The following is a 16,403-nucleotide window of genomic DNA, read 5'->3' as shown; positions in this document are numbered from 1 at the left end:
GGCCACGTATTCTGATCAGAGTATGACCATGTGGAAGCCAGCCGCACTCCCAATTGGCGCGTTCTTGGCCGCAGCGATTTGGGGCGCAGCGGCCATGGTGCCCTTCGCGCCGGCATCAGAAGAGATGATGTTTTGGATACCGGTGTCGATTGCGCTAACGAGTGCGGCTGCTGCATTGGTAGTTGCGATGATGCAAGACATCATTCTGGTCGCGGTAAAGAGATGGCCACTGTTCGTGAAATTCTATCCAACCCTCTGCTTGGAGCCACTCCCCTTTGCATTCCTTCCAATCGTGCTGTCACTCGCCGGAATTGCGGAGTTCGGTCCAGCGATGCTGAGTGCAGCTCTATTGCTGATCGGCTTCTCGTTTGCGGAGACTCTCTTCGCCGCCGCCCTCCACAGAGCCCGGGCGACGCCGACCGCGGTTGTGATCTCGATGCAGTGCGCTGCTCTGGTGTTTGCAGTTTACATGTACAAGAAAGGCATCCAAGCGAACGTCAGTGACATCAGTTGGCCGTGGTTCGCATCGTCTGTCACTGCCATGAGTCTATTCTCCTTCCTAGTCGGAAGGTATTGGGCCAACCTGCTTCGTGATGCTGAGGTGGGGTTCTCTCCCTTACTGAAGTGGGTTCTGGTCACCTTCATAGCTGAAGGATCTACTAGTGAATGGAGCCGGTGGAGATTGAAGCAACCTATTAAGCAACGCAGACCACCGGGGCTTCGGTCCAAGCCTCGCAGGAAATAGGATCCGATCAACCAATCCAAATCATGGAGGCTAATTCTTGACAACTGCGAGCGCGACAAATATGACGCAAGGGCGGATGGGACCACCCGTCGTCAGTCTCGCTCTGTGAGAGTTGGCGCATCGAGATCACGTTTGTGGAGGTCTTCTACGGGCCGGAAGCAATACCCCGAGGTAGGTCCGTGGTGGCGACTTCTGGTTTCAATGCGCCCAAAGCCCACCGGAGCCTCAAAGATGCGGGCTCAGGGTTGCAGCGGTCGCTGGCGACAGTCGTCATCGGCCGGAGCCTGTCCCCCGCCTACCAACCTTGCTGGCAAGGCCGGTGTTTTTTGATTGCAAGATTCAGACCTATCCCGCCTGACAATCACATTCCCTGGAGTCACCGCCAACATGAATGAAGCCGAGCTGGAACAAGTGCGTACGGCGATGTTTACCGACCCCGGCGTGAAAGCGGTGGATGACCTGCGCCTAGTCCCCGCCAAAGAGCGCGGTCGTGCGATCGCGGCCACCATCACCGTCGCTGCGCCCTCGGTCGACCTGGACCTGGTGCATGCGGTGATCGCCCGCGTGCTGGCCGATCAATTTGACATCGATCAGGTCATGCTGTGCTTCAACGACCCGGGTCCGGTGCCACCACAGCCCACCGCGGCGCCCTTGAAGAAAATGTGATCGCCCGTGGCTCTATGCGTCTGCGTTGGCAGGCGCATAGAGCTGATAACCCGGCAACGCGCACGCGCCGGCATACACAAAGGCCACGCTTTGCCGCGCCCGGGTGAAGGCCACGTAGTACTTTGGTGGCGCGGTGATACGCGCTGCATCTGCCGTGCGCAGGTACTGTGTCAGCGGGCCGTTCGGAAAGATGAGGACCCGGCTGTAGGTGCGGCCCTTGCACTGCCCAAAGTTCACGGCCGGTAGTCCGTCGCACGCTTGCCGCCGGTCATGCCGGAGCACGGTGGGCGCAAACTCCTGCATGTACGCTTCAACATCCGCTGGAGCGACGAGGTAGATGCCATCGTGCCCGGTGACCTCGCCATTGCCTGATTGGGTTCGCGGCATCTGCGGATAGAGCGTGTCCGCCATATCGCACAGGGCCTGGACGCAGCGAAGGCTGATGAGGCGGTGATCCAGCTGGCATAAGCCGTCCGCCTCCCAAATCTGAAACAGCGCTGCCAGATTGGGTCCACGATACTGGCTGTGCCTTTGAGCATAGTTGGTGGCATACGTCGCCTGCCGCGTATCACCCACCAACGTGATGGCAATGCCGCTCTTCAACAGCCGCTCGACCAGATCCAGATCAAAGCCGGCGAGGTCCTGAACTTCGTCGATGTAGAGCTCGTCGTACATGGCCGCCAGGCGTGCCATGACCTGACCTTGGGTCAGCTCATCGCAGCGCACAGCGAAATCGGCCGCCCGGTCCGAATACATCCGGTTGCCTGCCAAGTAGTGGCGCGCCACCTGGGTGCGTGGGGCCCTGTTATTGGTGACACCTTCTACGAACAGGATGGTCTCGATGCGAGGCTCAGGGCAAAGCGCTGCCTGGTACGGGCGGATGCACTGGCACAGCAGGAAGCCATACCAGCTGTGCAAAGTGACATGCACGGGGACCGCACCGGCGTGGACCTCAAACGTGCGCCGGATCTCTTCTAGATTCTCCAGCGTGTAGGTGACAATCGCGATGCGACGCCCAGGCCGCTCCAGGGCCTGCCGGACCAGCAAGGTGGTCTTGCCCGAGCCGGCCGCCGAAAGCAGGACCCGGTTAGGTGATGGCGCGCTGGACATAGTCCGGGAACCTGATCGAGTGCGGGCTGTTGAAGATCGCCAGGGCCGTATCGGTCTTATGGCCCTTCATGTACTTGAGCAGCGCCACCTCATCGGCAAACGTCTTGCCCAGCACGGTATTGAGTTCGGCCAGCGAGTTGGCTTTGATCAGCTGCTCTTCCAGCGACGGGGCGCTCTCATCGGAATCGTAGTAGATGGCGTTGGGATAGTCGGCGTAGCGTTCCTGCACAACCGCGATGTCGCCGTCGTTGTCGGTGATCACCTTGGCCTGAATTCTCAGCCGATCTGCAATCTGCAAGAAGCGCTTGAATGCCAACGACTTGACCGAAATGATGTCTACGCCATGAGCCATCGGCGCCACGCCATGGTGGTCGCTGTAGGCGCGCTGCACGATCAGCTCGTCGGAAGGGCCTTCCACCAGGATCGCCTGCTTGGCCAGGATCAACCGCAGCGTGTCGTGGCCCGGCAGCTTCATGAAATAGTCATGGGTATCGCTCGGCAGCTGGTCCAGCTTCATCTGGCCCTGCGCGCTGAACAGGATCACGTTGTCCACGCCCAGCTTATTCAACACGAAGCTGCTGTGGGTGGCGATGATCACCTGCTGGGCGGTGGAGAGGGCCGCAATCTTGTCGATCAGCTGGGTCATGCTGGAATAGGACAGATGGTTCTCCGGCTCCTCGATCAGCAGCACGTGGGCAGCGCCGGCCGCGTGCATCGCCAGCTTCATCTTCACCGCGCTTTGCTCACCCTTGCCGGCCTGGGTGAACGGGAGCTCATCCAGGTAAGGTGACAAGCTGGTTTCCCATGTTGAGCGCGGCGATGTATCCACCCCCACCGTCAGCGCTCGATGGCTGATGTCCCCGGTGTGCTCGGTCAAGTAGGCATTGATAGCCGCCACATCGGCTTCTTCGGAAAAACTCTGCCGCATGCGACGGAAGCTCAGCGACAGCGAGACGCGCTGCGCAGGCGTCAGTGCCTGATCGATGATGCCGGCGATATAGCGATCGGCACCGGACAAGGTCTTGATGCCGTGAGTGTCGATGATGGTCGAGTCGAACGGAATGCTGCGAGCGGTGACGCCATTGTTGGCGAAGGAATACCAGCGCACCGTGTAGTACTCCACCGGCAGGCTGACCGCACCCTGGTGCTGCTGCAGGTAGGCGTTGAACTCCTCGCGGTAGTCATCGTTGAGCTCGACCAGCAGCCGGATGCCGGCGGTATCCAAGCGCAGGGAGTTGTTGGTGCCGCGCAACGACGCCAGCGCGACATCTGCGCCCAGATAGGCTTCGATGGAGATCCGTGGCGGCGAAGCCGGCGTGCCTGCAGCAAGGGTCGCCAGATATTCCTGCACCGCGGGCTGGTGGAACAGGTAGGGCGTGAGCTCGTAGGCGAGATTGCGCCCATGCAGTTGCCCGGTGACCACCGCGTGGATGGCCTCCAGCAGGGTGGACTTACCGACCTCGTTGTCGCCCACCACCAGGTTCATGTGGGCGTTGAGGGGCAGGTCCAGATGGCGAAACGACTTGAAATTGTCGACGACGATACGTTCGATCGGCATGCACAGTCCTTTGATGGCCTACGAGTTCGGTGGCGGCGCCTGCTTGCACCCCGGCTGGCCTCCTTTCCGCTCTGGGCCATACTACCCAGCGATCGCCAGCCTTGGGCGGTTTCGTACTGTTTTGACGACTTGAAATGGCCGAACCGCCGGTTACGCGGGATAATTCAATATTATCCCGCCTTTAGATACGACCCGTACTCGGCGAGTAGTGTAACTTGATTGGTATGTAATTACGTGGTATGTAATACATTACGAAATAGTCGGAGAGTGCGATGGCACGCGGCGGCTTGTACAAGAGCGACATCCAGAAGGCCCGCGATGCGCTGCGGGCACAGGGCAAACACCCGTCGGTGGACGCGGTGCGGGTGGCGCTGGGCAACACCGGCTCCAAGACAACCATTCACCGCTACCTGAAGGAGCTGGAAGAAGATGAAGGGCAAGGCCTTGGCGCCAAGGTCGCGGTCAGCGACGCGCTACAGGACCTGGTCGGTCGGCTTGCCGGTCGCCTACACGAGGAGGCCGAGGCTGTAATCGCCGAGGCCCGGCAGCGCTTCGAAGCGCACTTGCAGGAGCGTAGCGAGGCGCTGGAACGCACCCAGCAGGAGGCGTCCACGCTGAGCGCGCAGCTTCAGCGCATTGAAACTGCCTTACGCGAAGAAAAGACGACCCACGCCGCAGCCCAGCAGGCCTTGGCCGAACGGGTCACCGAGGTCGCGCAGCTCGGCGAACGGATCGCGGGACTGACCGCGCGGCTGGCGGAGCACGAGGCGCATGCCCAGTCGCTGGAGCAGAAGCACCAGCATGCTCGCGAGGCGTTGGAGCACTACCGCACCTCGGTCAAGGACCAACGCGAACAGGAACAGCGCCGCCACGAGCACCAGGTGCAGGAACTGCAGGTCGCGCTGCGCCAGGCCAACGAGGCGCTGACCGCCAAGAACCACGAACTGGTTCAGCTCAACCGCGACAACGGGCAGTGGCTGGAACGCCACAGCCGCCTAGAGAGGGAACTGGCGCAGGTGCGGCAAGCTGCGGACGACCAGCGGAAGGAGCTGGACGCGCTGCGGCTTACGGCTGCGGAGTACCAGGCCTTGCTGGCACGCTGGACCCAGGACGCCCAAGCGTTGGAGAGCGCACGGGTCAAGCTGGCCAATGCTCACGCCGACTTGGCCAAGGAGCGAGAACGGCGTGAACAAGCCGAGGCCGAAGCGTTGCGTGCCGGTGTGCGCCAGGACACCTTGGAGCAGTTGCTGGCGCAGTTGCGGCCCGATCGCGCCGACAGTTCAGGTACCAACAAAAATCCGGCAACCAAATGATTTCACGGAAGAAAAAAAAAATTCTGGGGGCATTTTTGCACGTATCTCGGCTTAACCCCACATCCGCCATCCTTATGGGGTTTCCATGGGGGGTGCGCGTGACTTTGTCCGTCGACTCAACACCGACCTTCGCTCGACGCCTCCAACAAGCCCGCCTGCACACGGGTTTGTCGCAGAAGGAGTTGGGCATCCGGGCCGGTCTGGATCCTTACGTGGCCAGCCCCCGAGTCAACCAGTACGAACGTGGCAAGCACGAGCCCAAGCTGGAGACTGCTGAGCGGTTGGCCCAAGCGTTGGGGATCCCCGCCGCCTTCCTTTACACCGACGATGATCTGCTGGCCAAGTTACTCCTGCGCTGGGGCTCGCTAAGCAAGCAGCAGAAGCGGGAGTTGGTGAAGCTGATCGAGGCCACACCCGAGAAGTAAACCGAACAAGCGCTAGCCCTATGGGCAACCCTTCGCCTCAACCCGCCCATTGGGCGCTCCTGGAGGGAGCTGCAGTGGCCGTGACTAGTGCGACTGACAAGTGGCGGCATCTCAGGCCTACTTGAGATTTTGTTCACGACCGATACACACGCGCCTTGTCTAAAGTGATTTACAATGTCGCCCGTGTCAGCCTCCTCACTTCTACTGCGACTGCTCCTGATCGTCATGCTCGTGCTTAACGGCGCGTGGTCGGCATTTGCGTCGATCAGTATGAACCCGGCCATGGAAGCGCAGGCCAGCGAAGTGGCTGCCGCGGTGCAAGGCGACGAAGACTGCGTCGCCCATCACAGTGCTGAGAATCATCCCGATGCCACCTCGATTGAAAGGGCTGGCACTGGGCATGGCGACCATGCCGGTCCCGACTGTTGCAAGTCTTCTGCGTGCCGGTGCGCCTGCGTACACGCGTGCGCGAGCGCACTTCCGGCGCGCCTGCATGTTTCGGTGCAACTGGCCTTGGGCCTGGATGTCATGCCGCTGCCCCTAGGGCATGCGGCACCTGCCTTGCCTCATCTGATCCGACCACCGATCGGCTAAGCGTCCCTAAGCGCCGCAATGGCGCCGTTGGTGTGGCTTGCATGCCTATTTATAGGCCAGCCGCCCGCTCTGTACCACCGCCCGCCGGTGGCAACACGACGCTTGGAGCATTTTCATGTCGCATGATGATTTTCGTGGTCCACACGGTGGACCGCCGCTGCTACCTTCGCGGCGGCGATTTGTCCAGGGCTTGGCCTTGGGAGGCGCAGTCGCAGGATTAGGTTTCTGGCCCAAAGCCAGTTGGGCGCTCAAGGGCCCGGGACAACCCAACGTACTATCGGGCACCGAGTTTGACCTAACCATCGGCGAGACGCCGATGAACTTCACCGGCAAGACCCGCACCGCGATCACCGTCAATGGGTCCGTTCCGGCGCCGTTGCTGCGTTGGCGGGAAGGCACCACGGTCAACCTGCGTGTCTCCAATGCATTGCCCGCTAACTCCCTCCATGGCGCGGACACCTCCATCCATTGGCACGGCATCATTTTGCCGGCCAACATGGACGGCGTGCCGGGCCTGAGCTTTGACGGTATCGGACGTGGTGAGACCTACCACTACCGGTTCACCCTGCATCAGGGCGGCACCTACTGGTACCACAGCCACTCGGGGTTCCAGGAACAAGCCGGGCTCTATGGCCCGATCATCATCGACCCATTGGAGCCGGAGCCCTTCAGCTTCGATCGCGACTACGTCGTGATGCTGAGCGATTGGACAGACCTGGACCCGACGGCCCTGTTCGATCGTTTGAAGAAGATGCCGGGCCATGACAATTACTACAAGCGCACGGTCGGCGATTTTGCGCGCGATGTGAAGCGCAACGGCCTGTCGGCCACGTTGGAAGATCGCAAGATGTGGGGCGTGATGCGGATGACGCCCACGGATCTGTCCGACGTCAACGCCAACACCTACACCTACCTGATGAACGGCACGACCTCGCTGGGCAACTGGACCGGTTTGTTCCGCAGTGGCGAGAAGGTGCGCCTGCGTTTCATCAATGGCTCTGCCATGACGTACTTCGATGTGCGTATTCCGGGGCTAAAGATGACCGTGGTGGCAGCAGATGGCTTGTATGTCCATCCGGTTTCCGTCGACGAGTTCCGCATCGCGGTAGCAGAAACCTTCGATGTGATCGTGGAGCCCTCCGGGCAGGACGCATTCACCATCTTTGCCCAAGACTCCGGTCGCACCGGCTACGTCAGCGGCACGCTCGCCGTGCGCGAAGGATTACGCGCGCCCGTTCCGTCTGTGGATCCCCGGCCGCTGCTGACGATGGCAGACATGGGCATGGATCATGGATCGATGGATATGTCTGGCGGCAGCAAGGGCATGGAAGGCGGCTGTGGTGCGGCCATGGGCATGCCTGGCATGACCCCACCTGCCAGCGGTAACGCGACCTCGGCCCATGCAGGCCATGCGATGCCCGCCGCCGGCGATGGTGCCATGGCAGGCATGCAGCACGGGGGCATGCAATCACACCCTGCCAGCGAGACCAACAATCCCCTGTTGGACAACCAGGCCATGAGCGTGAGTTCGCGCTTGGATGATCCGGGTAATGGCCTGCGCGATAACGGCCGTCATGTACTGACGTATTCCATGCTCAAGAGCACCTTTGAAGACCCTGACGGACGCGACCCCGGTCGCGAGATCGAGCTGCATCTGACCGGACATATGGAGAAATTCTCCTGGGGCTTCAACGGTCAGAAGTTCTCCGATGTCAAGCCGCTGCGGCTGAACTACGGCGAGCGTATGCGCATCGTATTGGTTAACGACACGATGATGACCCATCCCATCCATTTGCACGGCATGTGGAGTGACGTGGAGGACGACAACGGCAACTTCATGGTGCGCAAGCACACGGTGGATATGCCGCCGGGTAGCCGACGCACGTATCGCGTGCGTGCCGATGCGTTGGGCAGCTGGGCGTTCCATTGCCACCTGCTTTATCACATGGAAGCCGGAATGATGCGCACGGTGAGGGTCGACGAATGAACATCAATAGACGCGATACCACCCTGACTGCGCTGACGCTGGCTATCTCGCTGGCCCTGGCCAATGCGGCCAGCGCCCAATCCATGCAGCACGGCTCCATGCCGATGGAGCAGGGCGCGCAGACCCAGACTCAGGATCACTCTGCACAACAGGCGCCGACATCAAAACCTGCGCCAGCCCAAAAGCCTGCAACACCGGCCAAGCCGAGCGAAGCGACGATCGATCATGCGACGATGGGCCACGCCGCGCCGCAGGCTAAAGCAGCCGAGCCTGCCATGCAGGGCATGGACCATTCGCAAATGGGGCACGTCTCGCCCGCGAGCACACCTGCGGCGCCCACAGCACAGGCGCAGTCGATGCAGGGCATGGATCACAGTCAGATGGCACAGCCCCCTGCAGCCGACACCTCTAGTACGGCCACGCCTGCGATGCAGGGGATGGACCATTCCAAGATGGGGCACGGCGCGCCTCCGAGCACGCCCGCAACGCCCAAAGCGCAGACACAGTCGATGCAGGGCATGGACCACAGTCAGATGGGACACGGGCCTGCAGTGCCAACGCAGCCGCGCACCCCGATACCCGCGGTGACGGACGCGGATCGCAAGGCGGCCATCGCGCCGGAACACGCGCATCCGGTGCATGACAACTCGATCAAGAGCTACGTGCTGCTCAATCGCCTGGAAGCCTGGGATGCCGATCCGGGCACCGGGCTGGGCTGGGAGGGCCAGGCTTGGATCGGTACGGACCTCAATCGCGTCTGGCTCCGCAGTGAAGGCGAACGCACGGATGGTCAGACCGAGTCGGCTGATCTGGAAGTGCTCTACGGCCGCAGTATCTCCACGTGGTGGGATGTGGTGGCCGGTGTGCGTCATGACTTCAAGCCTGGGGCATCTCAAAACTTCGCCGCTATCGGTGTACAGGGCTTGGCGCCGATGAAGTTCGAAGTGTCCGCCACAGCCTATCTCGGCGAAGGGGGCCAGACTGCCGCCAATGTCGAGGCCGAGTACGAATTGCTGCTAACCAACCGGCTGATCTTGCAGCCGCTGGTGGAAGTCACCGCCTATGGCAAGAACGATCCATTGCGCGGGATAGGTTCGGGTCTGAGTACCGCTGAGGCGGGGCTACGACTTCGTTATGAGTTCACCCGAAAGTTCGCTCCCTACATCGGCGTGGTGTACGAGCGCGCGTTTGGCAATACCGCAGACATGCGACGCGAGCATGGCGAGTCCTTTGAAGACACGCGCTTGGTCATCGGCCTTCGTACCTGGTTCTAAGGGGAACTGACAATGAAATCCAACAAAAGGATGTGGGTATGGCTCGGTGCCGGCGTGGGATTGGTTGCGGTCGCGGCAACTGCCACGGTCTCTCTGGGCGTGTACAACGTGGCCGCCGACGATCCGCATAGTCGCCCGGTGTATGCGCTACTTGAAACGGCGCGCGAGCGTTCCATTGAGGTGCGCGCCGCCAAGCTTCAGGTGCCCACGAACCTGGATGATCCTGAGCGTATCCGCCAGGGTGCGGGCAACTACAACGCCATGTGCGTGACCTGCCATCTTTCGCCAGAGGCGGCGGCCACCGAGATGAGCAAGGGCCTGTACCCCGCGCCACCGAACCTAAGCAAACAGTCGGTCGCTCCAGCTGAGGCGTTCTGGGTGATCAAGCACGGCATCAAGGCCAGCGGCATGCCCGCGTGGGGCGGCAGCATGGACGATGAGTTCATCTGGAACATGTCGGCCTTCCTGCAGAAGCTGCCCACGCTGGACAAGGCCGGTTACCAGGCGTTGGTGGCCAGCAGTGATGGTCATTCGCATGGCGGCGGCGAGACGCAAGGCCACCATGACGACGAAAAGGCCGAGGATCACCCTGCCCTATTCGAGCCGGGCAACAACTCCATGCCGCATGCGCACCCGCCGGGCGTGGACGACGATCACCACGGCCCGACACCCAGCGACACGGAAGTCGGGTTGGTGAGCCACGGCCATCCCGACGGCAAGGTGGAGTCGCACCCTGCACCACACACGCCCGTGGCCGATGACGGCCATGCGCACACCCATTGATCTCCTTGGAGCCCACGCAATGAACGCAACAGCAATCTCGTTCACCCTCGCACTGGCACTGGCCGTCGTGTCCCCCGCAATGGCGCAGGCGACACAGCCGCACGCACATCACCCCGCTGCCGCGGCATCTGCGGACGTCGACGTCCCAGTCACTGCAGAGGCCGCGGTCGCCGTAGCGGAGCGTTTCAACAGGGCCCTGTCTAGCGGCGATCTGGCCACGGTCGAAGCCCTGCTCGCTGCCGACGTCCTCATCCTCGAGTCCGGGGGTGCCGAGCGCAGCCGCGAGGAATATCTGGGTCATCACGCAGTCAGCGATGCGGCATTCCTCAAGGGCGCCCATCGCCAGCTGCTCCGTCAGCGTGCACGCACCGCTGGTGAGTTCGCATGGGTCGGAACCGAAAGCGAGCTGCACGCCCAGAAAGACGGTAAGCCACTGACCGTCCAGAGCACCGAGACCATGGTGCTGAAGCAGACCACCGACGGTTGGCGGATCGCCCACATCCACTGGTCTTCGCGGACCAAGCGCTAAGCGGAGAACCAGAAATGAAAACCTGCAGATTGAACCGACTGGCGTGGGCGGCTTTTGCGGTCGCCGGCCTGGGTGCCTGCACCCAAGCGGCTACACCCGCGCAATCCACCATCGCGCCCACTGCACAGGTCGTCCCGGAAACAGCCGACGCGACTCCAGCCGCCCTGCCACGCATGACCGTCCACAAGACCCCGACCTGCGGGTGCTGCGGTAGCTGGATCGACCACGTGAAGAAGGCGGGGTTCACCGTGGATGTGCATGACATGGATGACCTGGGTCCGGTCAAGGAGCGCCTGGGTGTCCCCTATGCAAAGGGCTCCTGCCACACGGCCGAGGTCGACGGATACGTCATCGAAGGCCATGTCCCGGCCGAGGACATCAAGCGCCTCCTCGAAGAAAAGCCGGACGCACGCGGCCTGGTCCTGCCCGGAATGCCGCTCGGTTCGCCGGGCATGGAGGTCCCGGAAGGACGCCAGCAGCCGTATACGGTCGAGCTGGTCCATCACGACGGAACCACCGAACCCTTCGCACAGCATTGATCCGCAAGAGCAACAGGGGGCGGTGTTGCGGGCGCGCCGATTCTCGTCCGCGATGAAGCAGGAGATCCACATGACTCACCATTCCGAAGACCACCGGTCTCAGGCCATGAACGAGTGCATCGACAACTGCACGCAATGCCACGCGATTTGCCTTGAGACCATCAACTATTGCCTGAGCAAAGGAGGTGCCCACGCAGCCCCGGAGCACATCGCCCTGCTGGCGACGTGTGCCGATATCTGCGCCACCAGCGCCGACGCCATGTTGCGTGGCGCCAGCGCTCACTCGGTGGTTTGCAGTGCCTGCGCGGAGATCTGCCGCCAGTGCGCCGAAGCATGCGACGCCATGAACGACCCGGAGATGGCGCGCTGCGCCGAAGTTTGTCGCCGTTGCGCGGAAAGCTGCAGCGCCATGGCGGCTTGACGCGTCGAGGATCCCGCCTGAGCGGCGGGATCCTCATCTCAAATATCAAAAGCCGACCAACCGTGGTTTCGGTGACAGCCCGACACCTAACGCTTGTCGGATCCAACACAGCACGGCGCCGAACGGGGCTTTGCATCACATTCGCAATGAGGATTTATCCCTATGAAATCATCAAACGTCCTTCGCTCCTTCGCGCTCGTCCTCGCGATTGCGGCTGGGCAGTTCTCCCTGCAGATCGCGCACGCCCACGCCGCGCTGCAGCAGTCCACACCGGCGGCAAATGCGGTGGTGGCTTCGCCGGGCCAGATCGATCTCGTGTTCAACGAAACATTGATTCCGCGGGCGTCGCGTCTCAAGTTGCTCATGAAGCACGGCAGTTCCACCATGCCGATCGAGAATTTCACGACCGAGATCGTCAACAACGGTAAGACCCTGCGTGCCAAGTTGCCCCAGCCGCTGACTCCGGGCGTCTATACCGTGGAATACCGCGCCGTCGGTGGTGACAACCACCCCATGCCGGGCAGCTTCAGCTTCACGGTGCGCTGAGGAGTCGCGAATGTTCGACCTGTCGGCTTATGCACTGAGATTCCTGGAATACCTTGTCATCATGGTTCTTTTCGGGGTTCCACTCTTCGGTTGGTACGGGTCGCGTCGATCGGCACTCGCCGACGCCTTGGCCGGGTGGTCACTCATGGGCGTTCTATTGGCGGGTGCCGTAGCCGGTCTCGTGCTCACCGGGCTCGATGTCGTCTTCAAGACCGCGGGCATCATGGGAATGCCGCTTGCCGAGGTTGATCGCGCATCGCTTGGCTGGTATCTGCTCGAGACGTCCGCGGGCCGGGCAGCCATGGCGAGAGGCGCGCTGCTGGTCGCCCTGATGTTCGTGCTCGGATGGCATCGTCGCCGCGGGAAGGTGGAGACCGCCTTCCCGCTGGGGGCGATGCTGGCGGGCGGCGCACTCGCTTCGCTGGCATGGAACGGCCACGCCGCCGCTGGCGAGGGCTTGGCAGGCGCGGTCCGGCTTGCTGCAGGCATCGTCCATCTTCTCGCGGCAGGCGGCTGGATCGCAGCGGTCCTGATGTTCCTTGCCATGCTGCTGCGCGGCAAAGAGACGAACGGCAGCGGGCGTCTGCGATCAACGCATGACTTTCTGCATGGTTTTTCGACGCTGGGAACGATCTTCGTTGGTGCGCTCATCGTGTCCGGCATCGCGCACTACGGGGATCTCACCGCGTGGTCGTTTTCGGCCCTGTTCCAGAGCACCTACGGGAAGTTGCTGCTGTTCAAACTGGCCCTGTTCGCTGGAATGCTGGGTTTGGGAGCGCTGCACCGATGGACGCTGGTGCCGCGCTTGGAACGAGCGCTGACCAGCGGAGATCCCGCGCAGGAGGTGCGGGCTTTGCGGCAGAGTGTTACGGCTGAGGCCGCGCTGGCCATCTTGATCCTGATTGTTGTTTCAGTGCTCGGGACGCTCAGCCCCGAATAGCTGTGTAACCCGCAATGGCACACTGCCTTGGCAGTCCATCCCCACTAAAGCGAGCATCGGCATGAACTCACCGTCGTCCCATGACCATCACCATTCTGCAGGCGCAGCCCCTGTCGAGGCTGCGGATGGACGGGTCACCGATCCGGTCTGTGGCATGCAGGTCGATCCCGCCACGACGCAGCATCATGCGACCCACGCCGACACACCTTTCCACTTCTGCTCGGAGCGATGCCGCGCGAAGTTCGTGGCCGATCCGGAGCGCTATCTGACGCCCCAGGACGAACCCGAGGTGGCACAGCCCGGCGCCATCTACACCTGCCCGATGCACCCGGAAGTCCGGCAACAAGGTCCAGGCAACTGTCCCTTCTGCGGCATGGCGCTGGAGCCGGAAATGCCGAGCCTGGAGGACGATGACAATCCGGAACTTCGCGACTTCTCGCGCCGGTTCTGGTGGACGCTTCCGCTGACTGTGGTGACGCTCGTGCTGGCCATGTTCGGCCAGTACCTCCCGCGTGTCGTGCTGGGCGACGTGCAGATCCTGCCGTTGTCGATCGACGTGCAGACCTGGGTCGAGCTGGTCTTGACCACACCAGTCGTGCTGTGGGCCGGCTGGCCGTTCTTCGAGCGCTGCGTGCAGTCGATCCGCAACCGCAGCCCGAACATGTTCACCCTCATCGGGATTGGCGTTGCGGCCGCCTTTGGCTACAGCCTGGTCGCCACGCTGGCACCCGGCTTGTTCCCACCGTCGTTTACCGAACATGGGCGCGTCGGGGTGTACTACGAGGCGGCGGCGGTGATCGTTTCGCTGACCCTGCTCGGCCAGATGCTGGAACTGCGGGCGCGCTCGAAAACGTCCGCGGCGATCAAGGGCCTGCTTGGCCTGGCGCCGAAGGAAGCCCGGCGGGTCAACGCCGACGGCACCGAGGAAGACATCCCGCTGACCCACGTCCACGTCGGCGACCACCTGCGCGTGCGTCCCGGCGAGAAGGTGCCGGTGGATGGCGAAGTGGTGGAAGGCCGCTCCAGCGTCGACGAGTCGATGCTCACGGGTGAACCGATTCCGGTCGAGAAGACCGCAGGCGACCAGGTCATCGGCGCGACCCAGAACGGCACCGGCGCGCTGGTGATCCGCGCCGCCAAGGTGGGCTCCGACACCGTGCTGTCGCAGATCGTGCAGCTGGTCGCGCAGGCGCAGCGCTCCCGCGCGCCGATGCAGCGGATGGCCGATATCGCGGCCTACTGGTTCGTGCTCGCGGTGCTGGCGATCGCGGTGGCCACCTTCTTTATCTGGGGCTCCTTCGGTCCGGAGCCGGCCTGGACCTTTGCGGTGCTCAACGCGGTCTCGGTACTGATCATCGCCTGCCCCTGCGCGCTGGGCCTGGCGACGCCGATGTCGATCATGGTCGCCACGGGCAAGGCGGCGCAGGTGGGCGTGCTGTTCCGCGACGCCGAGGCCATCGAGCACATGCGCCGCATCGACACCCTGATCGTCGACAAGACCGGCACCCTCACCGAGGGGCGCCCCGCCTTCAAGGAAGTCGTGGCCTTCGAGGGCTTCGACGCCGACCGGGTCTTGCACCTGGCCGCCAGCCTGGACCAGGGCAGCGAGCACCCGCTGGCCGACGCCATCGTCGCCGAGGCTCGACGCCGGAACTTCGAGTTCGACCGCGTGGAGGACTTCGACTCGGTGACCGGCATGGGTGTGCGCGGGTCCGTGGCCGGCCATGCGCTTGCGCTGGGCAATACCGCGCTCATGGACGACCTGGGCGCCAATCCCGCTGCGCACGTCGACGTGGCCGAGCGGATGCGCCGCGAGGGCGCGAGCGCCATGTTCCTGGCCGTGGACGGGCGCCTGGCGGGGCTGGTCGCGGTTGCCGACCCGATCAAGGCGTCGGCCGCGGCGGCCATCAACGAGCTCCACGCCGCCGGGCTGCGCATCATCATGGCCACCGGCGACGGGCTCACCACCGCACGGGCCGTGGCCACCGAGCTGGGCCTGGACGAGGTGCATGGCGAAGTCCGCCCCGAGGACAAGGCCGAGCTGGTGCAGCGCCTCAAGCGCGAAGGCCGGCGGGTGGCGATGGCGGGCGACGGCATCAACGACGCCCCGGCGCTCGCCGCGGCCGACGTCGGCATCGCCATGGGCACGGGCACCGACGTCGCGATGTCCAGTGCCCAGATCACCCTGGTCAAGGGCGACCTGCGGGGCATCCTGCGCGCCCGGAAGATCTCCCAGGCCACCGTGGCCAACATGAAGCAGAACCTCACCTTCGCGTTCCTCTACAACGCGCTGGGGGTGCCGGTCGCGGCCGGGGTGCTCTACCCCGCATTCGGGATCTTGCTGAGCCCGATGGTCGCGGCGCTTGCGATGAGCTTGAGCTCGGTGTCGGTGGTGGCCAACGCCCTTCGCCTTGCCAAGTCGGCCGCCGTACCGTCCTCGCCGACCACATCTGTGCCGCGCCAGCCCCTGGGCCTGGCCAAGGATTGACTTGGATCAATTGCATCGGTTCCAGTAAGAGGTAAGCTCACGCCATGGTCCGCATCCGCCATCGGAACTTGTTCCAGCGCACCGCCCTCCTCGCGATGGTGGCCCTGCTCTGGTCCCAGTTCGCGCTCGCAGGCCATGGCGATTGCCTGGATCTCCCAGTCACGCCGGCGGCGTTTGTCGCTGCCGCCACCGACACCCGACACGACCATGGCCACGGCTGCGATGCCGAGCTCCCCTCAGCGAGCAAGGCAGTGTGCGACGCGCACTGCACCGAGGGTGACATCTCGGCGGACAGTGGGCGCATCCCTTCGATTCCGCCGCTGCTGGCCGAAGCCTGGTTCTCCTGGCTTGCGATCGCCGCGATTGCGGATGCTGCGCCAGGTGTCACGGCTACATGGGTGGATTCGCCGCCCAGACCCGCCTGGCACCGACCTACCGCCCATCCAGCGGCACTCCTGCTGATCTGATGCCTGGACGCTGACTGC

The 16,403-nt window shown here is 63.1% G+C and carries 17 protein-coding genes; 15 read left to right on the top strand and 2 right to left on the bottom strand.

Going from position 1 to position 16,403, the window contains the following annotated elements:
* Positions 1-22: 22 nt before the first annotated feature.
* Together RT131_RS08505 and RT131_RS08500 are read left to right on the top strand one after the other, a co-directional pair.
* Positions 23-745, top strand: coding sequence for a hypothetical protein (locus RT131_RS08505; RefSeq protein ID WP_017354992.1), 723 nt, complete (start codon positions 23-25; stop codon positions 743-745).
* 387 nt (positions 746-1,132) lie between these two features.
* Positions 1,133-1,411, top strand: a complete 279-nt coding sequence (locus RT131_RS08500; protein ID WP_027080079.1) for a hypothetical protein — start codon at positions 1,133-1,135, stop codon at positions 1,409-1,411.
* 12 nt (positions 1,412-1,423) lie between these two features.
* On the opposite strand, the gene RT131_RS08495 is transcribed toward RT131_RS08500, so the two are convergent.
* Together RT131_RS08495 and RT131_RS08490 are read right to left on the bottom strand one after the other, a co-directional pair.
* A complete protein-coding gene (locus RT131_RS08495; RefSeq protein WP_313171987.1) occupies positions 1,424-2,521 on the bottom strand; it encodes a UvrD-helicase domain-containing protein in 1,098 nt (365 codons plus the stop codon).
* Positions 2,499-4,079: an AAA family ATPase gene (locus RT131_RS08490; RefSeq protein ID WP_313171985.1), complete on the bottom strand. Its 1,581-nt coding sequence runs from the start codon at positions 4,077-4,079 to the stop codon at positions 2,499-2,501. The genes RT131_RS08495 and RT131_RS08490 overlap by 23 nt, the downstream gene beginning before the upstream one ends.
* A gap of 272 nt (positions 4,080-4,351) precedes the next feature.
* Between RT131_RS08490 and RT131_RS08485 the strand changes: the two genes are divergently transcribed.
* The 13 genes from RT131_RS08485 to RT131_RS08425 all read left to right on the top strand — a co-directional run bounded on the left by RT131_RS08485 (position 4,352) and on the right by RT131_RS08425 (position 16,385).
* Positions 4,352-5,392: a DNA-binding protein gene (locus RT131_RS08485; RefSeq protein WP_017354988.1), complete on the top strand. Its 1,041-nt coding sequence runs from the start codon at positions 4,352-4,354 to the stop codon at positions 5,390-5,392.
* Positions 5,393-5,466: 74 nt separating this feature from the next.
* The gene (locus RT131_RS08480; RefSeq protein WP_049404629.1) at positions 5,467-5,817 is read left to right on the top strand and encodes a helix-turn-helix transcriptional regulator; all 351 of its coding nucleotides are present in this window, start codon (positions 5,467-5,469) and stop codon (positions 5,815-5,817) included.
* A 174-nt stretch (positions 5,818-5,991) separates the two neighbouring features.
* Positions 5,992-6,411 (top strand): CopL family metal-binding regulatory protein, encoded by a 420-nt coding sequence (locus RT131_RS08475; protein ID WP_080354476.1) that lies wholly within the window; start codon positions 5,992-5,994, stop codon positions 6,409-6,411.
* 115 nt (positions 6,412-6,526) lie between these two features.
* On the top strand, positions 6,527-8,398 hold the full coding sequence (locus RT131_RS08470) for a copper resistance system multicopper oxidase (protein ID WP_017354985.1): 1,872 nt from the start codon (positions 6,527-6,529) through the stop codon (positions 8,396-8,398).
* Entirely contained in the window at positions 8,395-9,672 is a 1,278-nt protein-coding gene (locus tag RT131_RS08465) for a copper resistance protein B (protein ID WP_313171983.1), read from the top strand. Before RT131_RS08470 ends, RT131_RS08465 begins: the two co-directional genes overlap by 4 nt.
* Before the next feature lie 12 nt (positions 9,673-9,684).
* The gene (locus tag RT131_RS08460) at positions 9,685-10,455 is read left to right on the top strand and encodes a cytochrome c (RefSeq protein ID WP_026070603.1); all 771 of its coding nucleotides are present in this window, start codon (positions 9,685-9,687) and stop codon (positions 10,453-10,455) included.
* A gap of 19 nt (positions 10,456-10,474) precedes the next feature.
* Positions 10,475-10,984 carry a DUF4440 domain-containing protein gene (locus tag RT131_RS08455; RefSeq protein ID WP_026070602.1) on the top strand — a complete coding sequence of 170 codons (510 nt, stop codon included), beginning with the start codon at positions 10,475-10,477 and terminating at the stop codon, positions 10,982-10,984.
* A gap of 14 nt (positions 10,985-10,998) precedes the next feature.
* On the top strand, positions 10,999-11,523 hold the full coding sequence (locus RT131_RS08450; protein WP_229301210.1) for a DUF411 domain-containing protein: 525 nt from the start codon (positions 10,999-11,001) through the stop codon (positions 11,521-11,523).
* A 52-nt stretch (positions 11,524-11,575) separates the two neighbouring features.
* Positions 11,576-11,944: a four-helix bundle copper-binding protein gene (locus tag RT131_RS08445; RefSeq protein WP_017354980.1), complete on the top strand. Its 369-nt coding sequence runs from the start codon at positions 11,576-11,578 to the stop codon at positions 11,942-11,944.
* Positions 11,945-12,106: 162 nt separating this feature from the next.
* Positions 12,107-12,490, top strand: a complete 384-nt coding sequence (gene copC, locus RT131_RS08440) for a copper homeostasis periplasmic binding protein CopC (RefSeq protein WP_017354979.1) — start codon at positions 12,107-12,109, stop codon at positions 12,488-12,490.
* Positions 12,491-12,500: 10 nt separating this feature from the next.
* Entirely contained in the window at positions 12,501-13,430 is a 930-nt protein-coding gene (gene copD, locus RT131_RS08435) for a copper homeostasis membrane protein CopD (protein WP_017354978.1), read from the top strand.
* Positions 13,431-13,491: 61 nt separating this feature from the next.
* Positions 13,492-15,918, top strand: coding sequence for a heavy metal translocating P-type ATPase (locus RT131_RS08430; protein ID WP_080354477.1), 2,427 nt, complete (start codon positions 13,492-13,494; stop codon positions 15,916-15,918).
* A 44-nt stretch (positions 15,919-15,962) separates the two neighbouring features.
* Positions 15,963-16,385 carry a hypothetical protein gene (locus RT131_RS08425; RefSeq protein ID WP_049404632.1) on the top strand — a complete coding sequence of 141 codons (423 nt, stop codon included), beginning with the start codon at positions 15,963-15,965 and terminating at the stop codon, positions 16,383-16,385.
* The last annotated feature ends 18 nt before the right edge of the window (positions 16,386-16,403 follow it).

The organism is Stenotrophomonas sp. (genome assembly GCF_032066555.1).
In the GTDB taxonomy this organism is placed as follows: domain Bacteria; phylum Pseudomonadota; class Gammaproteobacteria; order Xanthomonadales; family Xanthomonadaceae; genus Stenotrophomonas.
This window is presented reverse-complemented; position numbering and strand designations above follow the sequence as displayed.

Coding starts and splice junctions, on each gene's coding strand:
- RT131_RS08505 (WP_017354992.1), top strand. CDS start 23: ATGACCATGTGGAAGCCAGCCGCACTCCCAATTGGCGCGTTCTTGGCC.
- RT131_RS08500 (WP_027080079.1), top strand. CDS start 1,133: ATGAATGAAGCCGAGCTGGAACAAGTGCGTACGGCGATGTTTACCGAC.
- RT131_RS08495 (WP_313171987.1), bottom strand. CDS start 2,521: ATGTCCAGCGCGCCATCACCTAACCGGGTCCTGCTTTCGGCGGCCGGC.
- RT131_RS08490 (WP_313171985.1), bottom strand. CDS start 4,079: ATGCCGATCGAACGTATCGTCGTCGACAATTTCAAGTCGTTTCGCCAT.
- RT131_RS08485 (WP_017354988.1), top strand. CDS start 4,352: ATGGCACGCGGCGGCTTGTACAAGAGCGACATCCAGAAGGCCCGCGAT.
- RT131_RS08480 (WP_049404629.1), top strand. CDS start 5,467: ATGGGGTTTCCATGGGGGGTGCGCGTGACTTTGTCCGTCGACTCAACA.
- RT131_RS08475 (WP_080354476.1), top strand. CDS start 5,992: ATGTCGCCCGTGTCAGCCTCCTCACTTCTACTGCGACTGCTCCTGATC.
- RT131_RS08470 (WP_017354985.1), top strand. CDS start 6,527: ATGTCGCATGATGATTTTCGTGGTCCACACGGTGGACCGCCGCTGCTA.
- RT131_RS08465 (WP_313171983.1), top strand. CDS start 8,395: ATGAACATCAATAGACGCGATACCACCCTGACTGCGCTGACGCTGGCT.
- RT131_RS08460 (WP_026070603.1), top strand. CDS start 9,685: ATGAAATCCAACAAAAGGATGTGGGTATGGCTCGGTGCCGGCGTGGGA.
- RT131_RS08455 (WP_026070602.1), top strand. CDS start 10,475: ATGAACGCAACAGCAATCTCGTTCACCCTCGCACTGGCACTGGCCGTC.
- RT131_RS08450 (WP_229301210.1), top strand. CDS start 10,999: ATGAAAACCTGCAGATTGAACCGACTGGCGTGGGCGGCTTTTGCGGTC.
- RT131_RS08445 (WP_017354980.1), top strand. CDS start 11,576: ATGAAGCAGGAGATCCACATGACTCACCATTCCGAAGACCACCGGTCT.
- copC (WP_017354979.1), top strand. CDS start 12,107: ATGAAATCATCAAACGTCCTTCGCTCCTTCGCGCTCGTCCTCGCGATT.
- copD (WP_017354978.1), top strand. CDS start 12,501: ATGTTCGACCTGTCGGCTTATGCACTGAGATTCCTGGAATACCTTGTC.
- RT131_RS08430 (WP_080354477.1), top strand. CDS start 13,492: ATGAACTCACCGTCGTCCCATGACCATCACCATTCTGCAGGCGCAGCC.
- RT131_RS08425 (WP_049404632.1), top strand. CDS start 15,963: ATGGTCCGCATCCGCCATCGGAACTTGTTCCAGCGCACCGCCCTCCTC.